A 26,291-nucleotide genomic window follows, 5' to 3' on the forward strand; every position below is an offset into this window, starting at 1 on the left:
GCAATTTAATTATTGTAAGATTTATCTGTTATTTTATCTTTGTTTTTTAACATTCTATGAAAATAAAGTACCTATTCATATTTCTTTTGTGCACCTTTTTTAGTACAAAAATTATAAATGCGCAACATATAGATTATGACAATCTAAGTTTTATTGATATCAATAAAAAGATAACAAAAAAGCCCATTTCTAGCATTATAGAAGATGATTCAGGTTTTATTTGGATAGCAACACAGGGCGATGGAATATTTCGTTTTGATGGTCTAAATTATGAAAATTTCACCTACCACTTTGAATACCAAAATTCGCTTGAATCAAATATTGTTTATTGCCTGTACATAGATTCTAAAGGTCAGCTTTGGGCGGGAACTAATAGAGGGATTAGTTTATATAATAAAGATTTGAATAGATTCGAACGCATCAATTTTAAAGAAATTGGAGGTGTAGAAGATAGTGTTGATGTTATAAGCTTAGTAGAAGATAATAATAGCAATTTAATTATTGGAACCCATTATAATGGTGCTTTTAAAATGCCACTTTTTGCTACTAAAGTTTCAAAAATTAAAACAGATGCTAAAGACATCAAGGAATTAATTTTCAGAAGATTAACTAAAAGTGTTGATGGTACCATTTATGCAGGTACAACGGAAGGGCTTTTTGTTCTGGATACTAGAAGTGAAATATTTAAAGATAAATTTCCTAATGAATTTGATGAATACATTACTGGCATGGACATAGACCAAGAGAATAACCTTTGGTTTGGAACGATAAATGGCGGTATTTATAAGTTAGATAAGAATAGAAACAAAATTATTTCAAAAATAGAATCTTCGAATCGAAGAATTTTTTCTCTTTTATTTATTGATAATCAGTTATTAGTAGGTACTGAATTAGATGGACTTTGGTCGTACAATCGCGACACTCAAATTTTGCATAAATATACTGCCGATAGGCTAATCGAAAATAGTTTAGGATCACTTTCGATATGGCAAATTTATGGGGACAGCTACAATAGATTGTGGATAGGTAGTTTTGATCAAGGTATACAAGTTATTGATCGTTTTAATAGTAAATTCAATACTATTAAACATACCCCTGGTAATCCACTTTCATTACAAGGTTCTTCCGTGGCAGGTATTCAACAAAGTGTTGATGGTAAAGTTTGGATTGGTGTGCCCGGAGGGATTGACATTTACAATCCTAAAACAAAGAAGATAGAACATGTAAATAGTAAACATAGCTCTAAAATTAAAGGATTGACCAGTACCGCTATCTTAAGTGTATTTTTAGATAGTCATGAAAATCTCTGGGTTGGCACCTGGGATAAGGGTTTGTATTACTTGGAAAAAGGTTCAAAGAAATTTATTAATTACAATACAAATACGGCTAATAATACTATTAAATCTAACGCCATATTTGGTTTTTCCGAAGATTCTAAAGGAAATATTTATTTGGCTTCTTTTCTAAAAGGAATTCATTATTACGACTCGCAAAGAAAAAGGATTTTTTATTGTGATTCGCCACCATTTGTTGAAAACGGAATAGTAAATGTCGATACAAGAGTTGTTTTCGTAGACACTGAAGATAACATTTGGGTTGGTACAAAAACAGATTTATTTAAGTTAACGCTGAAACCAGATAATAGCTTTGTCATTAATCGAATGACAAAGCTAATGAAGAAAAATGGTAAAAGTCTCAATGTAAATCCTATTCTTTCAATATATCAGTCTGAAGATAATACCCTTTGGATAGGAACTAATGGGAACGGTTTATTTTCTTATGACCTTAATTTAAAAACTTTTAAAGATTACACGAATTTTGATGGTTTTAGTCAGACGGTTATCAACGCCATTACAGAATCTGAAAATCACAATATTTGGGTGAATGGAAAATCTGGATTAAGCAAATTGGATTTTACTTCCAATTCCACAGACAATTATACCATTGATGACGGTTTGCTAAGTAATTATTCTCATGACAACACTTTGTTAACAACTAATGATGGCACCATTTATGTTGGAAGTTTTGAGGGTGTTAATTACTTTAAACCGCAACAATTAGTAAAGAATTATATTCCACCAAAGGTATATATATCCAATTTAAAACTATTTAATGAAGATGTTATTCCACTTGCAAAAGACTCTCCATTAAAAAAAGAGATCTCACAAACAGCTGCTATTGAATTTAATTATAACCAATCTGTTTTCACAATTAATTATGCTAGTATAAACTTTACTAGACCCGAGAAAACCACCTATGCTTATAGGTTACAAGGTTTTGATCAAAATTGGAATTATGTAGGTAATACTACAAGTGCAACCTATACAAATCTTAATTCTGGCGACTATGAATTTCAGGTGAAAGCTGCAAATAATGATGGGGTTTGGAGTATTATGCCAACAACGCTAGCTATTAAAATAATTCCTGCTTGGTGGAAAACTATATGGGCTCAAATTTTTTATTTAATGTTGGGGTTATCTGCCATTTGGCTGTTTATTGACTATCGAATAGAGACTGTTAAACAGAGAACAGAAACTATTTATCAGAATAAACTTCTAAAACAAATAAATTTAGAAGAAGGCCGTCGCATAGCAAAAGAGAGCATTGCTAAAGAATTACACGATAGTTTATTAGGTACCATTTTCGGGATTCGTTTGGGTTTAGACAATAGCAGCCAAAAAGATTATGAGCAACAGGCAAAAGACCGAAAAAAGTATGTGAATAAACTTTCAGATCTTGAGCAAGAAGTCAGAAGTATTTCACACGGACTAAGTCCAAATTTGTCTTTTTCTACACATGCTTTTACAGCGGTTATAGAACAATTGTTAGCAGAACAATGCACCAGTAATAATATTGAATATTCGCTAAAAAGTGACGCTAAAATAAAATGGTCAACGATTCATGATGATATAAAGTTTAACCTATATCGTATAATTCAAGAATCAATATTTAATATATTAAAACATTCGAAGGCCTCAATAGTAAGTATTACTTTCGAAAAAATAAACAACGCACTGGAGCTAAATATTTTAGATAATGGTGTTGGTTTTAAAAAAGGATATCTCAACAAAGGTATTGGACTGAAAAATATTAAATCAAGAGCTGAAAGTATAGGAGGTCAAGCACATTTTGAAAATGAAAATGGTAATGGAGCTTCCATTTTTATTAAGATACCACTCAATTTAGATAAACGAGATTAGCTTTTCTTAAACCCAATAACCAACATATTTACGGTAAAACCGTACTTAGTCTTAAAAATTATTATTTAATTTTCTAACCTCTTTTAAATAGTAGAAACTTGCAGTCTCTAAAAAAAATAAAAATTCTACATATTGATGACCATCCGGTAGTTATTGAAGCTTGTAGGGAAATTTTCAAGAATTTAAATTCTGATTTAAAAACTTTGGAAATTGACGATGCCCGTAATTGTGATACCGCTATAGCTAAGATAGAATTAGCAGCTGAATCAACACCATATGATATTGTCATTGTAGATCTTCAAATTCCAGAAAGTTTGAAAGGTAAAATAATAGACGGCGAAGATTTGGCTATGTTTGCCACAATGAAATTGCCTAATGTGAAAATTATGGTACTTACTGCAGTCAATGATAATTTCAGAATAATTAATATTTTAAAAACTATAAATCCTAGTGGTTTATTGATAAAGACAGATATAAATTCAAATGAGCTTCTAATGGCAATTACCAAAGTAATCTATAATCCCCCTTATTATAGCTCTACTGTGATGCAATTGTTAAGAAACCAAGTTAGCCTTGATAACCTTGAACAACTAGATTCAATTGACCGAAAAATTATTCTACAGTTGTCAAAAGGGGTAAAGACAAAAAATTTAGTGGATTTTATACCGCTTTCTTTGAGTGCTATTGAGAAAAGAAAATCTATTATTAAACAAATCTTAGGAATAGAAAAGGGTGATGATGCAGCTATTATAGAAAGGGCTAAAGAAATGGGTATTATTTAAAATTTGAAATATTACCAATGAAAGGCATAGATTTAATGGCAAGTAAGGGAGTAATCTTGCATAAGAACATTAAAACTAGAGATTCTTTTTACCCTCAATTTATAGTTCTCTTAATAACTTAAAGTTGGCTTTTGTTAATTGGAATACTTATTTTTAGTTGGAATCGAAAATCAGCCACATGCCGACAAAAAATCAATCGCGTAGAAAATTTATTAAACAAAGTAGCTTAGGGCTTATGGGGCTTACAGTTTTACCATATGCATATACTAAGGTGGTGCCAAGTGATCGACTGCGAGTAGCGCATATTGGCGTTGGGGGCATGGGTAATAATCATATGAAATGGTTTGCTAATCTACCTGAAGTGGATGTTGTGGCACTTTGTGATGTTGATGAATCTCATTTAGCAAGTAGTTTAAAAACGATGGATACGCTGCAACCAGGAAAAAACGTAAAAGGATACGCTGATTTTAGACATATTTTAGACCGATCAGATATTGATGCAATTACTTGTGCCACACCCGATCATTGGCATGCGCAAATTGCAACGCTGGCATTTCAGGCTGGGAAAGATGTATATGGCGAAAAACCGCTTTCATATAATGTAGATGAGGGGCAAATGATGCTTAAAAATCTCGAGAAACATAATAGTATTTTTCAAATGGGTAATCAGATTCATGCGACTGATAACTACCATCGTGTTGTTGAGATTATTAAGTCAGGTGCCATCGGTACGGTTAAGACCGTACGATTGTGGAAAAGTGGTGACACACCCGATATGGGCCAACCAAAACCAGTTGCAGTACCCAAAGGTTTGAATTGGGATATGTGGCTCGGTCCCGCTCCGTTTGTTGATTATATTCCTGAGAAATGTCACTTTACTTATAGATATTTTTTAGATTATTCAGGAGGTGTATTTGCTGATTTCTGGTGTCATATAGCTGATGTGGCTTTTTGGGCATTAGAACCTATAGGATTAAAAAGTATAGATGCGCGTGGTGAAGAAGCCGATGGTATTGCTAATACCCCAAAGTGGATTGATATTGATTACGAATTTGAGAATTTGAAAATCCATTGGACAAGTGAACCACCAAATGTTCCAGGAGCTGCTGACCGAAGTATTGGTGCCTATTTTGAAGGAGATAAGGGTACTCTAATTTGTGATTACAATAGCAGAGAAATTACTATTAATGGTGAAACGGTTACTGATATTGCTGAAGTACCAAAAACCTTGGTACGCTCACCAGGGCACCAACAAAATTTTGTTGATTCGGTAAAATCACGAACGCAGCCTGAGTCAAATTTGGCCTATGCGCGAAATATGACCTTACCCATGCATTTAGGCTTAATTTCGTATCGCTTGAAAAGAAAACTACAGTGGGATTCTGAAAAAGAAAAATGTATAGGAGATTCAGAGGCCAATAAACTATTAGCGCGCAAGCCAAGAAAGAAATGGCGTTTGGTCAAGTAATCGTTATTTTAATTTGATAGTTAACCCATATTTAATATAAAAATAAATAAGATAAACAATGAGAAAAAATACTTTTAAATACTGTACTTTAATATTCGCAGTGTTCTTTTTCTTATCAGGTAAAGTATTTTCAAATGGGTTTGATAGTAAAGTAACAGACACTGTACGAATTTTAACTATTGGCAATAGCTTTGCCAATAATGCAAGTAAATATTTAAAAGAAATTACCGCATCCGTTAAAGGTGTAGAAATCATTATTGGGAAAGCTAATATTGGAGGTTGTAACTTGGAAAAGCATGCAAATCTTATTAAACAATGCGAGCAAGATTCAACACTGAAGCCCTATAAGGGCAAATCGTTAAAGGAATGGTTATTAAGCGATGATTGGAATGTTGTTACCATGCAACAGGTTAGTCACCTTAGTTTTAAAGCTGAATCGTACCAACCTTTTGCCGATGAAATTAGAGACTTTATTAGTAAGCATGCACCGCAGGCAAAAATTTATATCCATCAGACTTGGGCTTATGCCCCCGACAGTCCCCGTTTGGTGGAGTTTGGAATTACGATGGATCAAATGTACATAGGGTTGGAAAAGAATTATGAAGTCTTATCTAAACATTTTAATTCACCAATTTTAACTTCGGGTAATGCCTTTTATCGTTCAATTAAGAAACGGGAACATATCGACCTTTGGAACCCAAAAGATCGGTTTCATGCCAATGAAAACGGTTGTTATCTAGCAGCTTGTATTTGGTTTAAGGAGCTATTTGGAAAATCACCAAAAAAAATAAAATATGGGCCAGATGAGCTATCTAAGAAAACTGCGCGATATTTAAGAAGGATAGCCGCAAAGTAGATAGCACTTCTATAGTAGAATTTTTAGTTGTGTTAGAAATTATTCGAGTTTGTACTTGCATAATATGATGATAAACTTATAGAAAAAATTATGCTTGATTTATTCTTTCTATTTGCCGATACAGTATGTAACAAAGCTAATGAGTACAAAGGGTAAGGAAGTTTAAAGTACACGTAAGATACACCCCAAAAGCTGCATTTAGATATATTTTGATTGACAAGACTTGTTGATAACCTTTTGAGAGAAATCATTCCTTTAGTTATTAATAACTATCTCCTATAATTTTCTGTGCCAATTTTTCATCTGAAGTAAGTCCAAATTCATTTTTAGAATCTTTGAATGGGTTAGGATGAGGTACGTTTTTTTTATCGATCACATCAAATATTGCCGGATGCACATAATAATTTCGACATACAGTAGGAGTATTGCCCAATTCTTCGGCAACCATTTTAATAACTATATTACTGAATTTTCTTCTAGATTTTTTCTTTTGATTTGTAAGTGCTTTAGGATAAAATTCAATAGCTAGTCGGCTTCCGGCCCAGGTTCTAAAGTCTTTACTTGAAAATTCTGGAGCCATGTATTTTGAAATATAGTTATTTACATCATCGCTATCCACGTCTTGATAGGTGCCATGATCATTACGATATCTAAAAATTTCATAGCCAGGCATATCAGCTGCTTTTTTTATAAAAGGAATTAACTCATCATCATCAATATGTACTTCTCTTATTTTATTGCTTTTGCCTTTAAAAGTAAATACTAATTCTTCTTTTTCGATTGAAAGATGCTTTCGCCGTAATGTAGAAAGGCCAAAAGTCTCGTTTCTATTTCGGTACTGTTTATTGCCAATTCGTATACCATATTCATCTAATATCATTATTATAAGCGCTAAAACTTTTTTTTTATTCCATACATTCGAATTCAAATCTTTTCTAGCTTTCTTACGAATTTTAGGTAATTTATCAACAAAATCTAGCATCCGTTTAAATTTTTCTTCTTGACGAACTTTTCCATAAACGGAATGATAGATGTATTGTTTGCGCCCTTTTAAATCGCGACCTACCGCTTGAACATGACCATCGTCGAATCTGCAAATTAGCACATTAGTCCACATCGGTGGAATGACTAATTTTCGTAACCTTTTTAATACTTCTTTATTCTTGATTTTTTTTCCATTTTCGTAATAATATGCAAATCCTCTCCCATATTTTCGCCGCGTAATGGCCATAGCACTATCATCTACTTCCTGTATTTTTACCATAATAGCTATAATTTATGTCCACTAGAAATAGAAGTAGTTAATAACCTAATCTAATTTTTAGGGTATTTGAAATAGTTATTAATTATATTATATTAATACGCTTTGTTTTTTTCTTTACGCTTTCGAAGTTGTCGCTCCAATTCGTTAATCGATTCATTGATAGAATTAGCAAAATTGTCGTGACTAGCTTCTGAAAAAAGCCTTGGACCAGGTAAACTTAAACGGATATTGCATATTTTGCCTGTCTCGTCTGAAGACGTATTTTCTTGTTTAAAAAATACATCAGCTCGTATTACACTTTTAAATTTTTCGCCTAGTTTTTGTAATTTCTCATTGGCATGTTGTTCCAAAGTATTGCTTTGTGCCACGTCGTGGTATTCAAATATTATTTGCATGTTATTCAATTTATTTTTCACTATTAATCATCCAGTTTATACCATATCTATCACTACATCTTCCGAAGTGACCCCATTCACGTTCTCGAAAATCATGATGAATTTGACCTCCTTCAGAAAGTTTCTTGAAAACTTCATTGGCTTTGTCTTTATCTTCCATATTTATACTCATATGTATTTGATTTCCATTGTTAATCGGGGTGTCGGGGGAGGCATCGTATGCCATTAAACTAATTCCTTTACCATTTAATTCGGCATGTTGTATGTTTTTTCGATAGCTTTCTGGAACATCAATTGTTTTGTCTTCATAGGTTTGCCGGTTTTTAATTTGCGCATTAAATAAGTCGCCATAAAAACTGAGCGCCTCTTGACAATTGCCATTAAAGGCTAAATAAGCTTGTACTTTCATAATATTTTTATTTACTCAAAACTATTTTTAGTAATTGATTTGCCTTTGTTCTAAAAATTAAAATTTTAATCCATTGCAATTTCACCCTTTAACAAAGTATTTTTTTTATTGATGCTTTGATTAGTGAGTATTCCTAATTTCTACTAGACTAAGAGCCACGCAAAAAGCCAGACTAATTTTAAATATAAATTGCGATTGAATTAATTTAATATGTAATAAAGTGCACTTGTATCGAGCTAAAATTGGATTTTATGCCCAGTGAAATATTCATCAATTTCATTGCGAAAATAAAAGTGCACTTCATGCAAATTAATAAGAGGTCTAGAGGAATAATTACTTTTTTAATAGGAGCAATCTTGCTGCTCATTATCGCTGTATTTTCTATTCAATTTTATTTGGAGTCTAGAATTAAAAATCATTTAGCAAGAAAAATTCCCAATCATATAGCAGTTGCTCACAAAGAATTAAATGTAAATGTTTTGAGTGGAGCTGTTTCTATAAAAAATATTTCTGGTAGTGTAAAACATCAAAATGATAGCGTTTATGCCCGCTTTAGTGCAGACATGTTAGGTTTAAGTGGTTTTAGTATTTGGCAATTTTTTATCAATGATAAAATTAAGATTTCACAAATCACTTTAGATAAACCAATATTGAGAATCTCGAATAATCGGACAACTGACAATAATTCTTCAGCGAAAAAAAGTTTTGAGCTTAATAGGAATATTTCAATAGGGGAATTGCAAATTGATGATGGCAATATTGAGCTTATAAATAATGCGAGTGATAACGTTCAGCTTCGATTGAATAATATGGATTTAAAAATGTACGATGTAAGGTTAGATTCCACCATAATTAATAATAAAATACCTTTTACATATGAAGACTATACGCTGGATGTAAACGATGTTTTTTTTAAGTTAAATAAATATGAATCCCTAAGAATTGATGCATTAAACATAGCAAATCGCAACTTAGAAATAAGTCATTTGGCTATTGATTCTAATTACAGTAAAAAAGAATTGTCAACTATAATTGAAAAAGAGCGTGATCATATTTCATTAGCTATTAATGAGGTGTTAATTGGAGATTTAAATTTTGGAGTCAATGATAATCGCATTTTTGTTACAGCAAGTTCAGGTGTATTAAAGCATCCCATTTCAACTATCTATCGCGACAAATTAGTGGCAGATGATTTATCAAAAAAGAGGTTGTATAGTCAAACATTACGGGAGCTTCCAATAGCTATTTCGATAAAACAATTAATGATAAAAAATGGACAGTTAGCTTACGAAGAATTGGTTGATGCAGATACAGATGCGGGTCGAATTTATTTTGACCAAATAAATGCAGACATTCTGGGTATATCCAATTTAGATTCAGCTGGCAATATTTCTATTAATGCTGAAGCAATGTTTATGAAAAGTTCTCCTATGACTTTAGAATGGAGCTTTGATGTAAATGATAGAAACGACAGTTTTACAGCTATGGGTACTTTCAAAGATTTTAACGCAGAAAGTATTAACCCGTTTCTAGAATCTAATATGCGTTCTCGCGCTACAGGTATGGCCGAAGAAATTTATTATACCATAAGTGGTAATGGAGTTCAGTCAAAAGGAGATATAAAGATGAAATATCGAAACTTTGAGTTTGTGATATTAAAGAAAAATAGATTAGGAATAAATAAAGTGCTTACGGCCATTGGAAATATTTTTATTAAAGAAAATTCTAAAACGGATGCTAATGGCTATAGACATGGTAGAATTGAAGTTGAGCGCGACCAAACAAAATCATTTTTTAATTACCTCTGGTTAAATTTAAAAAATGGAATTGGTAGCACATTAATAGGTAATGGAGAAAAAGAATAAGATAAACCGAAAATATATGGAAGAGTCAAAAAGTAGCATAGGTTTACGCAAAAAAAGATATTTAATTCCTATACTAATAATATCAGTATTAGTAATTTTTAGATTGTTATTACCCTTCGCTGTAAAAAAATATGTGAACGGTGTACTAGCAAATATTCCAGGTTTTCATGGACACATAGAGGATATTGATATTTCATTAATTCGTGGCGCTTACGTAATTAATCAACTGTATTTAAATAAGATTGATGCGGAATCTGAAGTGCCTTTTATTGATATTGAAAAGGCAGATATCTCTGTAGAATGGAGTGCTCTTTTTGATGGAAAAGTGGTTAGTGAAATTGAACTGACTAGGCCAACATTAATTTATGTTTTTGAAGACCAACAAGAAACTGGCAATGAAAATACAGATATCGATGATTGGACTGCGGCACTCACCGATTTGGTTCCTATAGAGATTAATAACTTAAAAGTTAATGAAGGCAAAGCTGCTTTTGTGCAATTAGCGGCAGATCCAAATATTGATTTGAACTTTAACAAAATCAATTTAAGTGCTTCAAATCTTCGAAATGTTGTGCGTGTTGAAAAGGAATTACCTTCCAAAATTAGTGCTACTGCTGTTTCAATCGGAAATGGTGATGTGAAGTTGGAGGGAAAGATGGATTTAGTAAAAGAGATTCCAGATATGGATGTTTCTTTTTCACTCGAAAAAGCTCAAATTACTGCATTTAATGATTTTACAAATCACTATGCTGGAATAGATTTTTCTTCAGGCAATTTTAATTTATATAGCGAAGTAGCCATTGCAGATGGATTCCTTACCGGATACCTAAAACCACTTTTAAAAAATTCGAAACTAATTGAGAAGGAAGATAAATTCTTTGAGAAATTATGGGAAGGTTTTGTAGGCTTTTTCAAATTTATTCTTAAAAACCAGAAGAACAACACCTTGGCTACTAAAGTGCCTATTGAAGGAGATTTAAATAAGGTAGAAGGAAAGATTTGGCCCACTATATTTAATGTTTTTAAGAACGCATGGGTTACTGCTTATAAGGGCACTGTGGACGATGAAGTTGATTTTGAAGATGCAGAGGTGGGTGCAAATAAATAATAAGAGAGATTAATTGAAATTAACGCATGTTAATCAGCGTTTTTTAAATCAATAAAATTTTCGATTAAGTTAAAGCGATGTTGAGGAAGCATGTATTTTGGTGGTATATAATTTAAAAAACGATATGAAAGCACCAAGATATATTTTAATAGTTTCTAGTTTAACGTTTGCCTTAACTAGCTGTAAAAGCTCTAAAACAGTAAATGCGAATAAGCTAGAAGATTCAGAAAAAGTTGAAACAACAACAAATAATCAAACAGCTAATGTGGATACGATGTCTGATTACGGTTCCGAAAAATTGTTTGCAGATTTAAATATGACCGATAATCAAATTCTTATGTTCAGAAAAGGTATGAAGGAATTTAAACAACTTCAAGTAAGCACTCCAAATGGTGAAATGATGGGAAGTTTAGAAGATGAACAAGGGAGACAATTGAAAAGTATTTTATCTGAAGAACAATTTGAGATATATCAAAAATTACAAGACACTTCAAAATAGTATTATAGTTTTAGTTGAACATCTTATTTAAATACCTATGAACACTACAAACCCATTAATTTTTTTGGTCGATGATGACCAAGATGATCAACAATTATTTTCCGAAGCATTGGAAGCTACAAAATTAGAGAGCAGTATACTTACTTTTAATAATGGAGTGGATTTAATGGCAAATTTGCACAATCCCACAACAGAATTACCTGATTTAATTTTTCTAGATTTAAATATGCCCTTAATGAATGGGGTAGAATGTTTAGATGATATAAAAAGAGAGCCACGTTTTTCTGATATACATGTAGTAATTTATTCTGGTTATTTTGATGAAGCAGAAGTGAAATTACTACAAAGTAAGGGTGCTGCATTTTATTTACAGAAGCCTCAATCATTCAAAGAACTAATATTTAAAATAGAAAATTGTTTTTCTTCTTTAAAAAATGAAGCAACAAATATTGAGGATTTTGTGATTGAATAATTATCGTGTACAATTTGCACCCCACACTTCCTCATCGTAGCTATAAGCAATAATCAATGTACCTTCATCGATACTTACCGTTCCATCTTCACTGATTAAAGTACTTTGGTTTTTATCCATTTTTATACCTTTAAGACTAGGAATTCCATCAGAGAAATCAAAGGTGTACGTATCTCCAACTTTAACAAGAGTAACGCGCCCATCATCTGTTGAAATTTCAGTATTAGTATTTACATCAGAATAACTTATAGTCCCATTGTATGTACCCACAAAAAGATTATCGTCAGCGGGGTCATTGTCTTTACTACAAGAGGCAAAAAAAAGGGAAGATATAAATAATAGACATAATATAATTGATTTTTTCATAGGTCATTTTTTTAATTATTTTTCAAATGTAGAGTGCATCTTCTTGTGTAGTTAATGACATCCATTCTAAAATTGCCTTGAAAAAATTATGGGGTATACATGGTATTAAAGTCTTCTCTTAATTTAATGCGTAAATGCGATAGAATTTTGTGAAGCTCGTACAATATCATTTGAGGAAAGTGGTTGAGGCATAAAAATCTTAAACAATGACCATACTACAATAGCGTTAAATCTATTTTTTATCAAGTCAATATTTGGCGTAATAATCTATTAAGTTATCGGTGTATCATTAAGCTACTACTAAAAACTAGTAGTAGTTAATTTAAAATTGAACTATAAAATAATAAAGATTATGAGCATTAAGGATAAAAGAAAATTTAAGAGAAAAGTAAAACAAACTAACCCGACAAATCCAACAGGCAATACGAATATCGAAACGAACGAATTTGATATTGATAAGAAAACCATTAAAGAACAACAGAATAAAAAGTAATTTTTGTTGAAGAATATATTATGATATAAAGCTCCTTTTTAAGGAGCTTTTTTTATTCAAAAGAAAATAGTGCCGATTGAATTATCGATATTAATTCGGATTTGACGTAACCTGTAGGTTTAAAATTAAATATAGCAATTTAAAGCTTTTTTTAGTCAAATTAAATATTCAAATTTTATCGCATTAATAACTTTATTTTTTGAAGCATCGTAGTCGACTTCTGATCGGTATTTTAGCATTAAAGTCAGAAATTATGAGCACAAAAAATGTATTTAAAGAAGATGCGAAGAGCAAAATAAAAGAATTAGCCGAGTCAATTGGCATGGTGATGTTAGGTACAAATTTTTCACATCAACCAATTCATGTGGTATCTATGAGTACCAAAAAAGTAGACGATATGGGTGCAATTTGGTTTTTGAGTGGCAAAGATAGTTCGCACAACATGCATATAGAAGATGAAGCACGCGCACAACTTTTTTATTCCGACCCAAATTCTATGGAATTTATGACAGTTTATGGAGATGCCTTTATTAGAACGGATGCCCACATATTAAAAGATTTATATAAAAAAGCTGACGATATTTGGTTTAATGGCCCGGATGATGCAAATTTAACTGCAATCCAAATAAAACCAACTGAAGGTTATTATTGGGATACTAAGAGTAATTCTTTGGTTGCTTTATTTGAAGCAGGAATGACTTTATTGTCAGGTGATAAACCAGATTTAGGTCAAGAGGGAGCAATTGATGTCGGATAATAGATAGCCTTATTGAAGGGATAAGTCTCAATCAAAAGAATAAACTTCCTTAAATATTTATGTGTTTTTACTGAGTTATTAGATATAACTTTGCTGATGTCTTCAAACTATATATCGTAGTCACTTACACTATCATGTGAAAAAAAGAAATAAAAAATACAAATGGCCTAAGCGTCTTACTATCTTCTTCGCATTGGTACTATTGGTATTTATTGCTATTGTGCTTTTTATTCGAAGTCCATGGGGGCAGAACATTATTGTTTCTAAAGTAACCGAATATGTTTCTGAAAAAACAAATACCAAAATACAAATAGACCGCCTTTTTATTACTTTTTCTGGAAATGTTGCTTTGGAAGGGTTGTACCTCGAGGATAAAAAAGGCGATACGCTACTTTATTCAGAATCTTTAGAAGCCAATCTTGCTATTTCACCATTACTATTTGGCAATAAACTTAATTTAAAATCAGCAGAATGGTCTGGACTTAAAGCCAATGTCTTTCGCGAGAATACTTCAGAACAATATAATTTTAATTTTTTACTAGATGCATTGACATCAGCTGATTCAACCGCTAACACCAGTGAAGCTGAAACGATGCAGGTTGAAATTGGTCACTTAGATTTCAAGGATTTTGAACTCAACTATCAGGATGACTTCTTGGGCATTGATAGTAAATTACAGTTGGGAGCATTGCTATTAGATGCAGAAGAAACCAACCTCGATAGTCTACATTTTAAACTTGATAATTTAGAGCTTTCAGATACACAATTAGATTATAGTCAAAGCAAAGCATTTCTACAAGAAGATACCACCCAGGCACAACTTCCATATATTGCAGTAAATAATTTTTCCTTAAGTAATGTAAAAGCAAACTATAATTCGGTTGTAGACAGTATTTTATTTAACGTAAATATTAATGATTTTCTTTTACAAGAAGCAAAGGCCGATTTATCAAATAATGATGTCGCATTTAATTTTCTAAACCTTAAAAATTCTACAGTTAATTTACACGTACCCAATTCAGAAAAAGTGCAAGATAGTGTGGTAGCATCTTCAAAGGAAGTTACTTTTACATGGCCTGAATTTTTCGTTAAAGCGAATACGATAGCTCTGACTAATAACACTATTGCCTATAAGTCTGGGCGTGCTGTTTCTAAAGAAGGTGTATTTAACCCAAATGAGGTCCTGCTTAAAAATGTTGCTTTTAACGCTTCGCATTTGGAGTATATACCTAAAGAAATAAGTTTTGACCTAAATGAGTTTTCTTTTTTGGAACGAAGCGGATTTATATTAAATGATTTAGCATTTTCTACAAGTATAAATAGCAATACAGCTGCTCTAACTGGGTTTAGGGCAATCACGAATTCCAGTAAGGTAGCGGGAGATTTTAAATTGGAATATAATTCTGTACAACAACTGATTACTACTCCACAATCAACAGCAATAAATCTGCAATTACCAACTATAGCATTAGGGGTTAATGATGCGCTTTTTTTTCAACCACAATTAATTGAAAATGAATATTTAAAAAAAGCACTTCAACACCCTATTAATGGAAATGTAAATATTGATGGCACTCTTGCTGATTTCGAAATAGATAATGTGCAATTCAAATGGGGGGAGACTTCGCTTGTTACAACAGGTAAAATTCAGCATGTAATGCAAGAAGACTCACTAAGGTATGCTTTTAATACCATCAATATTTCAACTGAACGCAAAGATATTTTAAATTTTGTATCAGAAGAAGATCTTGGAATTTCTATACCGCAATCTGTTATTTTAGAAGCTTCTGCGGTGGGTAGTTTGGATGATGTCACAACCCTCGTAACATTGAAAATTCCGGAGGGTAAAGCACAACTTACAGGTAGTATTCGTAAAGAAAATCAAATTCATTTTAATGGCGATTTACAAGTCGATAGTCTTCAACTGAACACGCTCTTAAAAAATGAAGCCTTCGGCGATATTTCTTTTAAGACTAGTTTTTTTGGTGAAGGCAGTAGTATAAACAATCTTAATGCTGAAATTATTTCTGATTTCAGCCAGTTAGTAATCAAAGATTATGACTTCTCAGCCCTTGACATAAAAGGTAAAATAACCAATGGAAAAGGAAACGTAGCAATGGCTTTTAAAGACGACAATTTAAATTTATTGGCCAATACTGAAATCGTGCTTGATTCCATAAACTCAAACATTGGATTCGACCTCAATGTTATCGGTGCTGACTTGTATGCACTTGAAGTTTCTAGAGAGAATATTAAAGCAGCATTAGAGCTGCAGGCAGATTATTCTGGTAATCCCCAAGATTTTAAATTAAATGCCACTATATTAAATGGCACAGCTGTCTATGATAATCAACAATACCAATCAGGAAATATCAACATTCGTTCTGCAATAGATTCTATTAATACAGAAGTTACAATTGATAGTGATTTTATAAATGGATTTTTAAAATCGAATGCTAGTCCCGAAGGAATAACTAATGCACTTAACAATCAGTTGAAAAATTATTTTGGAGATGAGGCGGATACGATGGTATTAGAAGATTCGGTCCAAGTTCAGATGAAATTAAAATTAAATTCAACACCTATATTAACTGAAGTATTTTACAGGAATGTTGAGCGGTTAGATTCAATATTAATTCAAGCTGATTTTGACGCTTTAACCAAAAACCTAAATGCTGAAGTTAAAGTTCCTTCTGTACAATATGGTGGAAGTACAATTGATAGTTTAAATGTTTTAGTAACAGGAAATGCCACAAACCTTAAGTTTACCGCTGGTTTAGCTGGATTAGTTTCAAATCCTATCCACATGGGGCATACATTTTTTGAGGGTAATCTAAAAGACAAGGAACTCCGTCTCGACTTTAGTTCTTTTAATGGCGAAGAAAAAATTGCTCACATTGGTTCTGAAATGACTTTAAAAAAAGATACACTTCAATTTCATATCGAGCCTAAGGAATTAATCCTAAATAGAGAATTATGGACTATTCCTCAAAGCAATGAAATTTTAATTGCTAAAAACTTCTTAGCGTTTAAGGATGTAGCAATGAGTCTTAATGATCAGCAGCTTTCTATTTCTAATACCATGGAGGGTGTGGAAAAGGAACATGTGGGATTACATTTCGAAAATTTTGGACTACAGACATTCTTAGGTTTATTAAATCCTGATGAAAAATTGGCATCAGGTTTATTAAAAGGAGACTTTATTTTAGAAAACCCATTTGGTGCAACAGGATTGGTGGCCAATTTTGATATTAACAATTTAGAAATAATAGAGAATCCACTAGGTACGCTTTCATTAGATGCTTCCTCTTCTAGATATGCAACGTATGATTTTAATTTAAAATTAAAAGAAGCAGGTGCTGATTTAGATTTAGTAGGAAACTATGCGGCAAATGAAACTGGTGCTCAGCTCAATTTAGATCTCAATTTAAATCAAATAGAATTGAAAACCATTGAGGGATTTACCAGTGGCATTATAAAAGATTCCCAAGGTGCAATTTCGGGTAAAATTAATGTGTCCGGCACGCCCACTTCTCCTTCTTATTTTGGAGATATCAATTTTAATAATACGCAGTTTAATATTTCCAGTCTAAATTCAGTTTTTAAAATATCGGAAGAAACCCTTAAAATAAATACTGAGGGCGTATATTTCGATAGATTTAGTATTGCAGATTCGGATGATAGCAATCTTTCAATTGATGGTTCATTATCGACAGAGTCCTTAATAAATCCAGCATTTGATTTAAAAATTGAAACTGAGCAATTCAAGGTTTTAAATGCTACGAAAGAAGATAATGAGCTATTTTATGGAATGGCCAGTATGGATGCAGCTATCGGTATTAATGGAGATTTGGAATTGCCAAGAATAACTGGAAAACTCCGAATAAGAAAAGTTACTGATGTTACTTATGTTGTACCAGAATCGCAATTAGATATTGAAGAGCGCGATGGTGTAGTGGTCTTTGTAAATCGTGAGCAACCAGATGCTATACTTACTAGAAATGATCAGGAAGAAACTCTTCCCTTTTTTCAAGGTATGGATGTAGAAGCAGTTTTAGAAATTGCCGAAGATGCAGATTTTCATATTATTATCGATGAACGTACTGGTGATAATTTAGAAGTATCGGGCGATGCCGCGCTCAACCTAAATATTGAACCCAATGGTAGAATTAATCTTACGGGTAGGTATGAATTAAAATCAGGACATTATGAGACAAATTTATACAATTTTGTAAAGCGGAGATTTGTTATAAATCCAGGTAGTACTATTACTTGGCAGGGAGACCCTACCGATGCCAAATTAGATGTTATAGCTATTTATGAATTAGAAACTTCGGCATCACCTTTAATGTCTTCTGTTACTTCAAGTGAAGATGTAAGTGCGTTAAGCAAGTATCAACAAGTACTTCCATTTTATGTTTATCTAAATGTAGATGGAGAACTTTTAGAACCTGAATTATCGTTTGGTCTTGATATGCCAGAAGATGATCAAGGCGCTATTGGTGGCGCAGTTTATACGCGTGTTCAGCAATTAAACTTACAAGAATCAGAACTCAATAAACAGGTGTTTTCGTTATTAGCATTAAATAGATTTTATGCTGATTCTGGAAGTGATGGTAGTTCTGGTGGTACTGCCGCAATTGCGCGTGATAATGTAAATAGAGTTCTTTCTGGTCAACTAAACACATTTTCTGATAAGGTTTTTGGAAGTTCTGGATTTGAGGTTGATTTTGATTTGGATAGTTTTACAGATTACCAAGGCGATAGTCCCCAAGACCGTACCCAACTTAATATCAATGCAAAGAAAAAACTTTTTGATGATCGTGTAATAGTAACAGCTGGTAGCGCAGTTGATGTAGAGGGTAGCGCACAAGAGGGGCAGGAGGAAACTCCCATAATTGGTAATGTTAGCTTAGAATATTTGTTGACAAAAGATGGACGATATCGACTAAAAGGTTTCCGTAAAAGCGAATATGAAAATATAATTGACGGGCAATTAATAGTAACGGGAATTGCTTTAATTTTTAACCGCGAATTCAATAAATTCAGTCAGTTATTCAATCCTATAAAAGATGCTGAGGAATCGGAACAAAAGAATACGGAGAATAAAGCTAAAGCATCAAACAAAAATTAATGAAGCTACGAATTGGCAATAAAATAATACAATGCAATCGACTGAATAAGTGCGATAGCAGTCCAATTGATATGGGCCTTGGTAGCGGTTATTACCTTATACTATTACTAACCTTATTAATTTCTTCCTGTGGCATTAAAAAGTATGTACCCGAGAATGAAATACTTTACTCAGGTGCAAAAATATACACTTCTACAGACCAAGATATTAAGGATGTTAAAAATGTGGAACAAGAATTAGAGACACTTTTACAACCCAAACCAAACTCAAAACTGTTGGGAATGCGATTAGGGTTATTATATCATTACAAATCGCAAAAAGTAAAACCGGGTTTTATCAATAAATGGTTGAATAAAAAATTTGGAGAAGAACCTGTGTATCTTTCCGATGTTAATCCGCAAAGGGTGGAAGAACTCATGTTTAATAGATTGGACAATCGCGGGTTCTTTTATAGTAAGGTGAATTCTGAAATTGATACCACAAATAATAATGCAGAAATAAATTATTCAGCGGAACTCTCTCAACCATATACGCTAGAAAATTTTAAACTTGATAAAGACTCGCTTGCTATTTATAATGATATCGAAAAAGCTTTAGCACAAACGCAAATAGAGCAGGGGAGTCGCTTTAATCTTGCTTTATTGAAATTCGAACGTGAAAGGATTGATAATGAATTAAAACAGAAAGGATATTATAATTTTAATCCTGATTTTCTAATTTTTGAAATCGATACAAATCGATATAAAAATAAAAAGTTCGATTTATTTCTGCGTTTGAAAAAGGGTGCGCCAAAAAAATCTGTTATTCCCTACGAAATAGATTCAATTACAGTGTATCCCAACTATGCAATAGAAAATGACACCAGTAACTTAGCAGTAACAAAAAAAGTAAATGATATTTATTTTGTTCAAAAGGAAGACTTTTTTAAACCTAAAAAATTAGAACCCTATTTACTATTTGAAGAAGGACAGAAATACAATGCTCAGACAGCGCGATTAACGAGTAATCGACTTTCAGATTTAGGAAGTTACAAGTTTGTGAATATTCGATTTAATGAAAAGGATACTACTGCTGTAGACGGTGCCGGATCGTTAGATGCTGATATTTTTCTTTCTCCATTAACCAAAAGATCTATACGAACAGAATTACAAGCGGTTACAAAATCAAACGGATTTACAGGTCCAGGAATTGCAGTTACCTACAACAATCGAAACCTTTTTAAAGGCGGTGAAACATTAAGTATTACGGGTGATTTTAGTTATGAAGCCCAAATATTGGGAGGTAATGATGGCGGATTAAGTAGTATTGCAGGAGGATTACAAGCAAACTTAATTATTCCGCAATTGGTTCCTTTTTCTCCCAGTCAATTTAATGATGCTGTGCCCAAAACTAAAATTAGTTTAGGGGGCGATATTCTCAATCGAAGCAAATTATATACGCTTACGTCATTCAATACTTCTTTTGGCTATACCTGGAATGAAAACCGATTTGTTTATCATGAATTGAATCCAATAAGTATTAATTACGTTAATCTTTCTAATACCACTACAGAATTTGAAGAAATTTTAGAAAATAATTCGTATTTGGCAGAAAGCTTTGAACAGCAATTTATTGCGGGTCTCAACTATACTTTCACCTATAATGAATTAGTGGACGCTAACAAAACACGTCCTTTATATGCATCCACAAGTTTTGAAATTGCTGGCAATTCGCTTAGCCTATTTGATGGTGGAAAGGGAACAGTCTTGGGTTTGGAATATGCTCAATTTGTAAAAGCAGATATAGATTTTAGATATTACTTTAAATGGGGAAAAGAGCAAGCATTAGTAAGTCGTATGTATGCCGGGTGGGGTATTCCTTACGGTAACTCAACGACACTTCCTTTTGTAAAACAATTTTTTTCTGGTGGACCATACAGCGTTCGTTCTTTTCAGATACGGTCATTAGGTCCTGGTTCTTTTATTTCTGATGAAGATGATACTTCGTCATTTTTTGACCAATCAGGTAATCTTCGACTGGAAGCAAATTTGGAATATAGATTTCCAATTTTTTCATATTTAAAAGGGGCCTTATTTATAGATGCCGGAAATGTGTGGTTGACAGATCAAATAAAAATTCCAGAAGACGAATCAGCGGAAAACAATGCATTTAACGAACAGTTATTAGCAGAAGGACAATTTGGTTCTGATTGGATAAAAGAATTGGGTGTAGGTGTGGGATTTGGTTTGCGGGTAGATATTCAAAGTTTTGTTATTCGATTTGACTTCGCATCACCATGGCGCGTACCTTATTGGTCAGAAGGTGAGCGTAGTAGAGTGCCTTTTTTTGATGGCGGTAGTGACAATGTAGTTTTTAATTTCGCTATTGGATATCCATTTTAGCACCTATTCTACGTTGTCGCTATTGGAGTTTAATACATTAGAATAGTAATCACGAATAAATCGCATAAAGGTTAACTTATCTTTACAGGGTCGTTATTCAAAAGGTTTCTAACAGTACTCCAGAACATTAATAATGAACTTGTTGAAGTTGATGAAAACTCAGAAAGCAATTGCATATTTTTTAGGAACATTTTTTCTTCCTCACCATTCAAATCCGATGTGCCATGGTAATATGCCATATTCCAATCATTAAAATATCTTCCTGAAACATCACCATCCCATAATTTTTTTACATTATGATGTCTATTGTCTTTTTTAATCTTACCATATATTTTAATCACATCGCTTCGCTTTCCTTCTAGAATTTGCACGAACTCCTGATTATAATAAACCAAGCAACCTGTCACATTTTTTTGCGAATTGGTAAGTCTTGCTTCTGATAAAATATCCTTTATGTTTTGAGTATTTATAGTGGGAGAAGCAACTGAAATATAGGTTAGTTGGAACATGAGTCTATTTCTTTTGTGAAAGATAATAATTCCAATCATTTATTTAGATAAATGTTAGCTTTTATACTTCGGTCCTATTTTAAACGAATTTCAATTGGTATGAGGTTTTGCGATACAATTTTGATTCATCTGGTTAAGATGTACTATTATTTCTATTTACATTGTTTTGATTATTAGGAATTAAAAAAAGATAATATGAAAACTTTAGAAGACTTATTTGAACATCAAATAAAAGATTTATATAGCGCTGAAACACAATTGGTTAAAGTGCTTCCAAAAATGATTGATAAAGCTAGTGATAGTAAGCTTAAAGAAACTTTTGAGGGTCATCTTGCAGAAACTAAGATGCAAAAAAGCAGGTTGGAAACTATATGTAGGGAAATGAATATTACACCTGCTGGAGAAACCTGCAAAGCTATGAAGGGCCTTATTAAAGAAACGAAACATTTTATATCTGAAGCAGCTACGGATGATGTTATGGATGCAGGATTAATAGCTGAAGCTCAGCGTGTAGAACATTATGAAATATCGGGTTACGGCACAGCAGTTCGATTTGCGAAAGAATTAGGACATCGAAATATTGCCAAAACACTTCAAGAAACACTGGATGAAGAGTACGATACAGATAATAAACTTGACAAATTAGCTGAAGGTAGGTTAAATAAAAAAGCTATTGATCAGAATTAAAATTGGTATGGCTATAAAAATTACATCAAGTTTTAAATAATCAAAAAAGAAACAAAATGAAGTATATAACAATAATAACGTTAGCCCTCGTTTTAATTGGGAGTTATGGTTGCAAAGAAGCCAAAAATAAAACTGAAAGTACAACCGATGGCCCTATGGAAGTTATTAGTGGAACTAAAAATACAGAATCACTAACAATTTTAATGGAACCTAAGAGCGAAAGCGAGGTGCGGGGAGAGGTAACCTTTACAGAGGATGATAATACCGTAAAAATGTTGGCTGTTTTCACAGGACTCTCAGAAGGGGAACATGCAATTCATTTACACGAAAAAGCAGATTGCTCATCAGATGATGGAAAGTCAAGTGGAGGACATTGGAATCCGACGAGAGAACCCCATGGCAAGTGGAACGATGAGGGTGGTTATCATAAAGGTGATATAGGTAATTTTACTGCCGATGCTAATGGTGATGCCACAGTAGAATTTTCTGCGGGAGACGAATGGTGTATAGGTTGTGAAGATGAAAGAAAGAATATATTAAATAAAGCAGTAATTGTTCATCAGGGTAAAGACGATTTTATGTCGCAACCCAGTGGTGATGCCGGTGCACGAGTTAGTTGTAGTGGTATTATAAAATAAAAATGATAAAATAAAAAAGGCTGCACTTAAGCAGCCTTTTTTATTTATGTGTGACCTGTTGTTATTTTAGTTTCCAAATAGTAATAAAATACTAATTACTAAAAGTACAATCCAACCAAGATGTTTTCCTTTAGTTCCGATTAAAACTATTAGACTAGAGATGACCATTGTTATTATTGTTGAATTAACCATAAAATTGACTAATTCAGAATTCAACAAATTTGGTTTTAACGATATTTTCATTAAAAACGCTCCAATACACCAACCAAAAAATGAAGATAAGTGCCAAGTTGCCCAAATTATGCGTAAATGCCTTTCTTTTAGTCCACTTTTAACTTTTGTTGGGACCAAATTTCCAGAACTTCTTTTCGAATTAAAGATAAGATATTCACCAAAAATTGAATGAACTATTCCTAATAGGATGCATTAAATACCCGCACTGAAAAAATAGACATTCATAGATTAATTTTGTTTTCGCTAAAAGCATTTCTAACCATTCTTTTCACAATTTTTCGATGGAATGGTTTTATAATCCCCATATATATTTTACCCTTTAGATTATTGTATTCCACTAGTGTAGTGACTTTTATGTTGTGTAAATCGGTTTTTTTGTTTGTAACAATTGCTCTAAAATTTAGATGAGCGTCATCTGCTCCTAAAATTATTTCATCCTCATTTATACCGTAAATTTTAAAGTACTTCACATAACCGCCAACTTCATAATTTTCATTATAATCCACTGGTTTTTCAGTTTTCAATCCAAATATTCCAACAATTTTATTCCTAATAATAAACAATACTTTAATCCAAGTGGGAGTTGTGTTAAAAACAAGATTTGTTATCTCTTCTATGTTGTTCGTATGGTTTGTTGTAGTATATGTATCAATAAAATCAATCTTTTTGAGTAGTTTACTTAGGCTATCAGTTAATCTAGTTTTTTCTTCTTTGACTTTTTGCATGGGTTCCTAAATTTAGGTCAAAGTTACTAATAATTTTATATTTAGGTCAATTGTACTAATTATTTTTATCTTTGAAGTAATGAATAAAACAAAACAAACAATATTAGAAACGGCTTTATTGCTTTTTAATTCTGATGGATTATCTGTTGTAACACTCAGAACAATTGCTAACAAAATGAAAATTAGTCAAGGGAACTTAAATTATCATTTCAAGAAACGAGATGATATTATTGAAGCCTTGTATTTTGAATTGGTTGAACATATTAATAAAAGTATGGAAGACTTAAAGTTGCAGGACTCTAAAAATAATTTAAAGACTTTGGCGGACATTTTACATACTATGATGACTATTTTTTATGAATATCGATTTTTTTTTCTTGATTTTGTTCAAATAATGCGAGGAAACAAAAAAATCGAAAAACATTATACTATACTATCTAAACAAAGGGAAGAACAGTTTTCTGTTCTTTTTAAACTATTAGTGAAAAACCGTTTAATGAGGAATGAAGCTCTACAAGACGAGTATAATTATTTGTATAAACGATTTTCAATTCTTGGTAATTTTTGGATTTCTGAAGCAGAGATTCAAAATTCTAAATTGACAAAAAAAATGATTGCTACATATGCTGTAATATTGTTTCAGGCTATATATCCTTACCTTACTTTAGAAGGACAAAAAGAGTATAATTCTATAAATTTCGAGTGTTTTAACTTGCTCCTAAGAGGGGTTTAGAGTTAGTTACATGTTCAAGCGACTACTTTAGTCTTGTCTTAAAGTCCATATTGTCAACATATTCAAAAACCATTTTTACTACTGCAATGGCGGAATTATTTACTGTTCAAACTTCTCAATAACATTTAAGAACGCTAAAGCTTTCATCGTTTTTGAGCCTGTAAAAAGACCTATCGTTTTTCTTACCCATGCAATGTGAAGATTTTTATAGGTTAATTTATTTAAAAACCAGACTAACGGAATAATTAATAAGAAATTAACCATGAGGTATTGTAATACAAAATCGACATCCATATTTGCATAGATGTCTATGTTGAATAAATAGTCGCTAGCAACTACTACATACGACCACCATATTGGGGTGGATAACAACATTAATTTTACAAATAACAATCCGTGAGTATTAACTAATTCTATCTTTTTTCTAATTTCAACTATTGGTTTTGCAAAGTCAATTTGATTTAATAAGGTAACTTGTCCAATACTTCCAGCTAAGGCAATTAGCGTGAAAAGACCAACAATAATTCCACTAATCGCTAAGTGTGTTTGGTGCCAATTACTTGCAATATAATTTCCTATAAACAGTGCTAATAAAGAAAAAACTACAATTTCTATAATTCTGTATTTAAGAATACTTAGTGTTCTCTTTTCTGATTTCTCTAAGTTGATACTCTTAAATGAGTCTACATTTAAACTTAATTTTTCATCTAGTTTAGTATTGTAAGCTGCTAAAATTATTTTTAACTCTCCTGCTTCCATAATGTTATATATTTTTAAATTCTTTTTTTAATTTTAATTTGATCCTACTAATTTTTGTGGCGACATTTGTTTTAGTAATGCCAAGTATTTCTGAAATTTCCTCGTAACTTTTCTCTTCTAAATATAGTAGCATTAATGCCTTATTTAGTTCGTTTAAATTATGAATGAATTCTTGTAATAACTTTAGATGATAATTTAATTCTGTTTGCTTTTCACTAGTATCTTCTTCTATTTTAAAAATAGATTCCTCATTGAAAAAATCATTTTTCAAAGACCATTTTTTTTCTTTTCTATAAAAAGAGATTGCAACGTTTAGCGCTATTCGATACATCCAAGTAGTGTATTTGTAATTGCTATTATAATTATCATAAGAATTCCATAACTGGATAATAATTTCTTGTTCTAAATCTTTTCTATCTTCTTTGTTTTGGCAATAAGAGTTCACAATTTTATAGATGATTTTTTTATGTTCATCTAAAGTTTTTATGAATTGCTCTTTTTTATTTACCATCATTAGTAAGTGATTGCACTAGTGTAATTTATAATTATTTATTTTG

At 32.1% G+C, this 26,291-nt stretch carries 23 protein-coding genes; 15 read left to right on the top strand and 8 right to left on the bottom strand.

Translation table 11 applies throughout. The features are described from left to right. Nucleotides 1-56: 56 nt before the first annotated feature. From ABJF52_RS00815 to ABJF52_RS00830, 4 genes are all read left to right on the top strand, one after another. Nucleotides 57-3,200, top strand: coding sequence for a two-component regulator propeller domain-containing protein (locus ABJF52_RS00815; RefSeq protein ID WP_348144880.1), 3,144 nt, complete (start codon nucleotides 57-59; stop codon nucleotides 3,198-3,200). Nucleotides 3,201-3,298: 98 nt separating this feature from the next. After that, on the top strand, nucleotides 3,299-3,982 hold the full coding sequence (locus tag ABJF52_RS00820; RefSeq protein WP_348144883.1) for a response regulator: 684 nt from the start codon (nucleotides 3,299-3,301) through the stop codon (nucleotides 3,980-3,982). A gap of 178 nt (nucleotides 3,983-4,160) precedes the next feature. Beyond that, nucleotides 4,161-5,450, top strand: a complete 1,290-nt coding sequence (locus ABJF52_RS00825; protein ID WP_348144886.1) for a Gfo/Idh/MocA family oxidoreductase — start codon at nucleotides 4,161-4,163, stop codon at nucleotides 5,448-5,450. 58 nt (nucleotides 5,451-5,508) lie between these two features. Next, nucleotides 5,509-6,306, top strand: coding sequence for a DUF4886 domain-containing protein (locus tag ABJF52_RS00830; protein ID WP_348144888.1), 798 nt, complete (start codon nucleotides 5,509-5,511; stop codon nucleotides 6,304-6,306). Nucleotides 6,307-6,568: 262 nt separating this feature from the next. Here ABJF52_RS00830 and ABJF52_RS00835 read toward each other — a convergent pair whose 3' ends face one another. The 3 genes from ABJF52_RS00835 to ABJF52_RS00845 form a co-directional block, all read right to left on the bottom strand. Further along, nucleotides 6,569-7,570 carry a DNA topoisomerase IB gene (locus ABJF52_RS00835; protein WP_348144891.1) on the bottom strand — a complete coding sequence of 334 codons (1,002 nt, stop codon included), beginning with the start codon at nucleotides 7,568-7,570 and terminating at the stop codon, nucleotides 6,569-6,571. Nucleotides 7,571-7,662: 92 nt separating this feature from the next. Next, entirely contained in the window at nucleotides 7,663-7,965 is a 303-nt protein-coding gene (gene raiA, locus ABJF52_RS00840; protein ID WP_348144894.1) for a ribosome-associated translation inhibitor RaiA, read from the bottom strand. A 10-nt stretch (nucleotides 7,966-7,975) separates the two neighbouring features. Beyond that, nucleotides 7,976-8,374, bottom strand: coding sequence for a VOC family protein (locus tag ABJF52_RS00845; protein ID WP_348144897.1), 399 nt, complete (start codon nucleotides 8,372-8,374; stop codon nucleotides 7,976-7,978). A gap of 302 nt (nucleotides 8,375-8,676) precedes the next feature. Between ABJF52_RS00845 and ABJF52_RS00850 the strand changes: the two genes are divergently transcribed. The 4 genes from ABJF52_RS00850 to ABJF52_RS00865 all read left to right on the top strand — a co-directional run bounded on the left by ABJF52_RS00850 (nucleotide 8,677) and on the right by ABJF52_RS00865 (nucleotide 12,318). Further along, nucleotides 8,677-10,239: a hypothetical protein gene (locus ABJF52_RS00850; RefSeq protein WP_348144900.1), complete on the top strand. Its 1,563-nt coding sequence runs from the start codon at nucleotides 8,677-8,679 to the stop codon at nucleotides 10,237-10,239. A 16-nt stretch (nucleotides 10,240-10,255) separates the two neighbouring features. Next, entirely contained in the window at nucleotides 10,256-11,347 is a 1,092-nt protein-coding gene (locus tag ABJF52_RS00855; RefSeq protein WP_348144903.1) for a DUF748 domain-containing protein, read from the top strand. 124 nt (nucleotides 11,348-11,471) lie between these two features. Beyond that, the gene (locus tag ABJF52_RS00860) at nucleotides 11,472-11,846 is read left to right on the top strand and encodes a hypothetical protein (RefSeq protein ID WP_348144906.1); all 375 of its coding nucleotides are present in this window, start codon (nucleotides 11,472-11,474) and stop codon (nucleotides 11,844-11,846) included. 37 nt (nucleotides 11,847-11,883) lie between these two features. Then, the gene (locus ABJF52_RS00865) at nucleotides 11,884-12,318 is read left to right on the top strand and encodes a response regulator (protein WP_348144909.1); all 435 of its coding nucleotides are present in this window, start codon (nucleotides 11,884-11,886) and stop codon (nucleotides 12,316-12,318) included. On the opposite strand, the gene ABJF52_RS00870 is transcribed toward ABJF52_RS00865, so the two are convergent. Further along, entirely contained in the window at nucleotides 12,319-12,684 is a 366-nt protein-coding gene (locus tag ABJF52_RS00870) for a hypothetical protein (protein ID WP_348144912.1), read from the bottom strand. A gap of 352 nt (nucleotides 12,685-13,036) precedes the next feature. On the opposite strand from ABJF52_RS00870, the gene ABJF52_RS00875 reads away from it, so the two are divergent. The 4 genes from ABJF52_RS00875 to ABJF52_RS00890 all read left to right on the top strand — a co-directional run bounded on the left by ABJF52_RS00875 (nucleotide 13,037) and on the right by ABJF52_RS00890 (nucleotide 21,449). Further along, on the top strand, nucleotides 13,037-13,177 hold the full coding sequence (locus ABJF52_RS00875; protein ID WP_348144915.1) for a hypothetical protein: 141 nt from the start codon (nucleotides 13,037-13,039) through the stop codon (nucleotides 13,175-13,177). Nucleotides 13,178-13,430: 253 nt separating this feature from the next. Continuing rightward, nucleotides 13,431-13,934, top strand: a complete 504-nt coding sequence (locus ABJF52_RS00880; protein ID WP_348144918.1) for a pyridoxamine 5'-phosphate oxidase family protein — start codon at nucleotides 13,431-13,433, stop codon at nucleotides 13,932-13,934. A gap of 136 nt (nucleotides 13,935-14,070) precedes the next feature. Next, nucleotides 14,071-19,068, top strand: a complete 4,998-nt coding sequence (locus tag ABJF52_RS00885) for a translocation/assembly module TamB domain-containing protein (protein WP_348144921.1) — start codon at nucleotides 14,071-14,073, stop codon at nucleotides 19,066-19,068. Continuing rightward, nucleotides 19,068-21,449, top strand: coding sequence for a BamA/TamA family outer membrane protein (locus ABJF52_RS00890; RefSeq protein ID WP_348144923.1), 2,382 nt, complete (start codon nucleotides 19,068-19,070; stop codon nucleotides 21,447-21,449). The genes ABJF52_RS00885 and ABJF52_RS00890 overlap by 1 nt, the downstream gene beginning before the upstream one ends. A 71-nt stretch (nucleotides 21,450-21,520) precedes the next feature. Here the strand turns inward: ABJF52_RS00890 and ABJF52_RS00895 are convergent, their stop codons facing one another. Next, the gene (locus tag ABJF52_RS00895) at nucleotides 21,521-21,958 is read right to left on the bottom strand and encodes a BLUF domain-containing protein (RefSeq protein WP_348144926.1); all 438 of its coding nucleotides are present in this window, start codon (nucleotides 21,956-21,958) and stop codon (nucleotides 21,521-21,523) included. Nucleotides 21,959-22,153: 195 nt separating this feature from the next. On the opposite strand from ABJF52_RS00895, the gene ABJF52_RS00900 reads away from it, so the two are divergent. Further along, nucleotides 22,154-22,645 (top strand): ferritin-like domain-containing protein, encoded by a 492-nt coding sequence (locus tag ABJF52_RS00900; protein WP_348144928.1) that lies wholly within the window; start codon nucleotides 22,154-22,156, stop codon nucleotides 22,643-22,645. A 56-nt stretch (nucleotides 22,646-22,701) separates the two neighbouring features. Then, on the top strand, nucleotides 22,702-23,283 hold the full coding sequence (locus ABJF52_RS00905; RefSeq protein ID WP_348144931.1) for a superoxide dismutase family protein: 582 nt from the start codon (nucleotides 22,702-22,704) through the stop codon (nucleotides 23,281-23,283). Between the two features lie 455 nt (nucleotides 23,284-23,738). Here the strand turns inward: ABJF52_RS00905 and ABJF52_RS00910 are convergent, their stop codons facing one another. Continuing rightward, nucleotides 23,739-24,242: a DUF2867 domain-containing protein gene (locus ABJF52_RS00910; protein WP_348144934.1), complete on the bottom strand. Its 504-nt coding sequence runs from the start codon at nucleotides 24,240-24,242 to the stop codon at nucleotides 23,739-23,741. A 79-nt stretch (nucleotides 24,243-24,321) separates the two neighbouring features. On the opposite strand from ABJF52_RS00910, the gene ABJF52_RS00915 reads away from it, so the two are divergent. After that, complete coding sequence (locus tag ABJF52_RS00915; protein WP_348144937.1) at nucleotides 24,322-24,975, top strand: TetR/AcrR family transcriptional regulator; 654 nt, start codon at nucleotides 24,322-24,324, stop codon at nucleotides 24,973-24,975. Nucleotides 24,976-25,074: 99 nt separating this feature from the next. Here the strand turns inward: ABJF52_RS00915 and ABJF52_RS00920 are convergent, their stop codons facing one another. Both ABJF52_RS00920 and ABJF52_RS00925 read right to left on the bottom strand, forming a co-directional pair. After that, nucleotides 25,075-25,734, bottom strand: a complete 660-nt coding sequence (locus tag ABJF52_RS00920) for a hypothetical protein (protein WP_348144940.1) — start codon at nucleotides 25,732-25,734, stop codon at nucleotides 25,075-25,077. Nucleotides 25,735-25,738: 4 nt separating this feature from the next. Beyond that, the gene (locus tag ABJF52_RS00925) at nucleotides 25,739-26,248 is read right to left on the bottom strand and encodes an RNA polymerase sigma factor (protein WP_348144943.1); all 510 of its coding nucleotides are present in this window, start codon (nucleotides 26,246-26,248) and stop codon (nucleotides 25,739-25,741) included. Nucleotides 26,249-26,291: the final 43 nt, after the last annotated feature.

This window comes from Aurantibacter sp. (genome assembly GCF_039941195.1).
In the GTDB taxonomy this organism is placed as follows: domain Bacteria; phylum Bacteroidota; class Bacteroidia; order Flavobacteriales; family Flavobacteriaceae; genus Aurantibacter_A.

Excerpts from the sequence above, each read along its gene's own strand:
- ABJF52_RS00815 (WP_348144880.1), top strand. The coding sequence starts at position 57 with ATGAAAATAAAGTACCTATTCATATTTCTTTTGTGCACCTTTTTTAGT.
- ABJF52_RS00825 (WP_348144886.1), top strand. The coding sequence starts at position 4,161 with ATGCCGACAAAAAATCAATCGCGTAGAAAATTTATTAAACAAAGTAGC.
- ABJF52_RS00830 (WP_348144888.1), top strand. The coding sequence starts at position 5,509 with ATGAGAAAAAATACTTTTAAATACTGTACTTTAATATTCGCAGTGTTC.
- ABJF52_RS00835 (WP_348144891.1), bottom strand. The coding sequence starts at position 7,570 with ATGGTAAAAATACAGGAAGTAGATGATAGTGCTATGGCCATTACGCGG.
- raiA (WP_348144894.1), bottom strand. The coding sequence starts at position 7,965 with ATGCAAATAATATTTGAATACCACGACGTGGCACAAAGCAATACTTTG.
- ABJF52_RS00845 (WP_348144897.1), bottom strand. The coding sequence starts at position 8,374 with ATGAAAGTACAAGCTTATTTAGCCTTTAATGGCAATTGTCAAGAGGCG.
- ABJF52_RS00850 (WP_348144900.1), top strand. The coding sequence starts at position 8,677 with ATGCAAATTAATAAGAGGTCTAGAGGAATAATTACTTTTTTAATAGGA.
- ABJF52_RS00855 (WP_348144903.1), top strand. The coding sequence starts at position 10,256 with ATGGAAGAGTCAAAAAGTAGCATAGGTTTACGCAAAAAAAGATATTTA.
- ABJF52_RS00860 (WP_348144906.1), top strand. The coding sequence starts at position 11,472 with ATGAAAGCACCAAGATATATTTTAATAGTTTCTAGTTTAACGTTTGCC.
- ABJF52_RS00865 (WP_348144909.1), top strand. The coding sequence starts at position 11,884 with ATGAACACTACAAACCCATTAATTTTTTTGGTCGATGATGACCAAGAT.
- ABJF52_RS00870 (WP_348144912.1), bottom strand. The coding sequence starts at position 12,684 with ATGAAAAAATCAATTATATTATGTCTATTATTTATATCTTCCCTTTTT.
- ABJF52_RS00875 (WP_348144915.1), top strand. The coding sequence starts at position 13,037 with ATGAGCATTAAGGATAAAAGAAAATTTAAGAGAAAAGTAAAACAAACT.
- ABJF52_RS00880 (WP_348144918.1), top strand. The coding sequence starts at position 13,431 with ATGAGCACAAAAAATGTATTTAAAGAAGATGCGAAGAGCAAAATAAAA.
- ABJF52_RS00890 (WP_348144923.1), top strand. The coding sequence starts at position 19,068 with ATGAAGCTACGAATTGGCAATAAAATAATACAATGCAATCGACTGAAT.
- ABJF52_RS00895 (WP_348144926.1), bottom strand. The coding sequence starts at position 21,958 with ATGTTCCAACTAACCTATATTTCAGTTGCTTCTCCCACTATAAATACT.
- ABJF52_RS00900 (WP_348144928.1), top strand. The coding sequence starts at position 22,154 with ATGAAAACTTTAGAAGACTTATTTGAACATCAAATAAAAGATTTATAT.
- ABJF52_RS00905 (WP_348144931.1), top strand. The coding sequence starts at position 22,702 with ATGAAGTATATAACAATAATAACGTTAGCCCTCGTTTTAATTGGGAGT.
- ABJF52_RS00910 (WP_348144934.1), bottom strand. The coding sequence starts at position 24,242 with ATGCAAAAAGTCAAAGAAGAAAAAACTAGATTAACTGATAGCCTAAGT.
- ABJF52_RS00915 (WP_348144937.1), top strand. The coding sequence starts at position 24,322 with ATGAATAAAACAAAACAAACAATATTAGAAACGGCTTTATTGCTTTTT.
- ABJF52_RS00920 (WP_348144940.1), bottom strand. The coding sequence starts at position 25,734 with ATGGAAGCAGGAGAGTTAAAAATAATTTTAGCAGCTTACAATACTAAA.
- ABJF52_RS00925 (WP_348144943.1), bottom strand. The coding sequence starts at position 26,248 with ATGATGGTAAATAAAAAAGAGCAATTCATAAAAACTTTAGATGAACAT.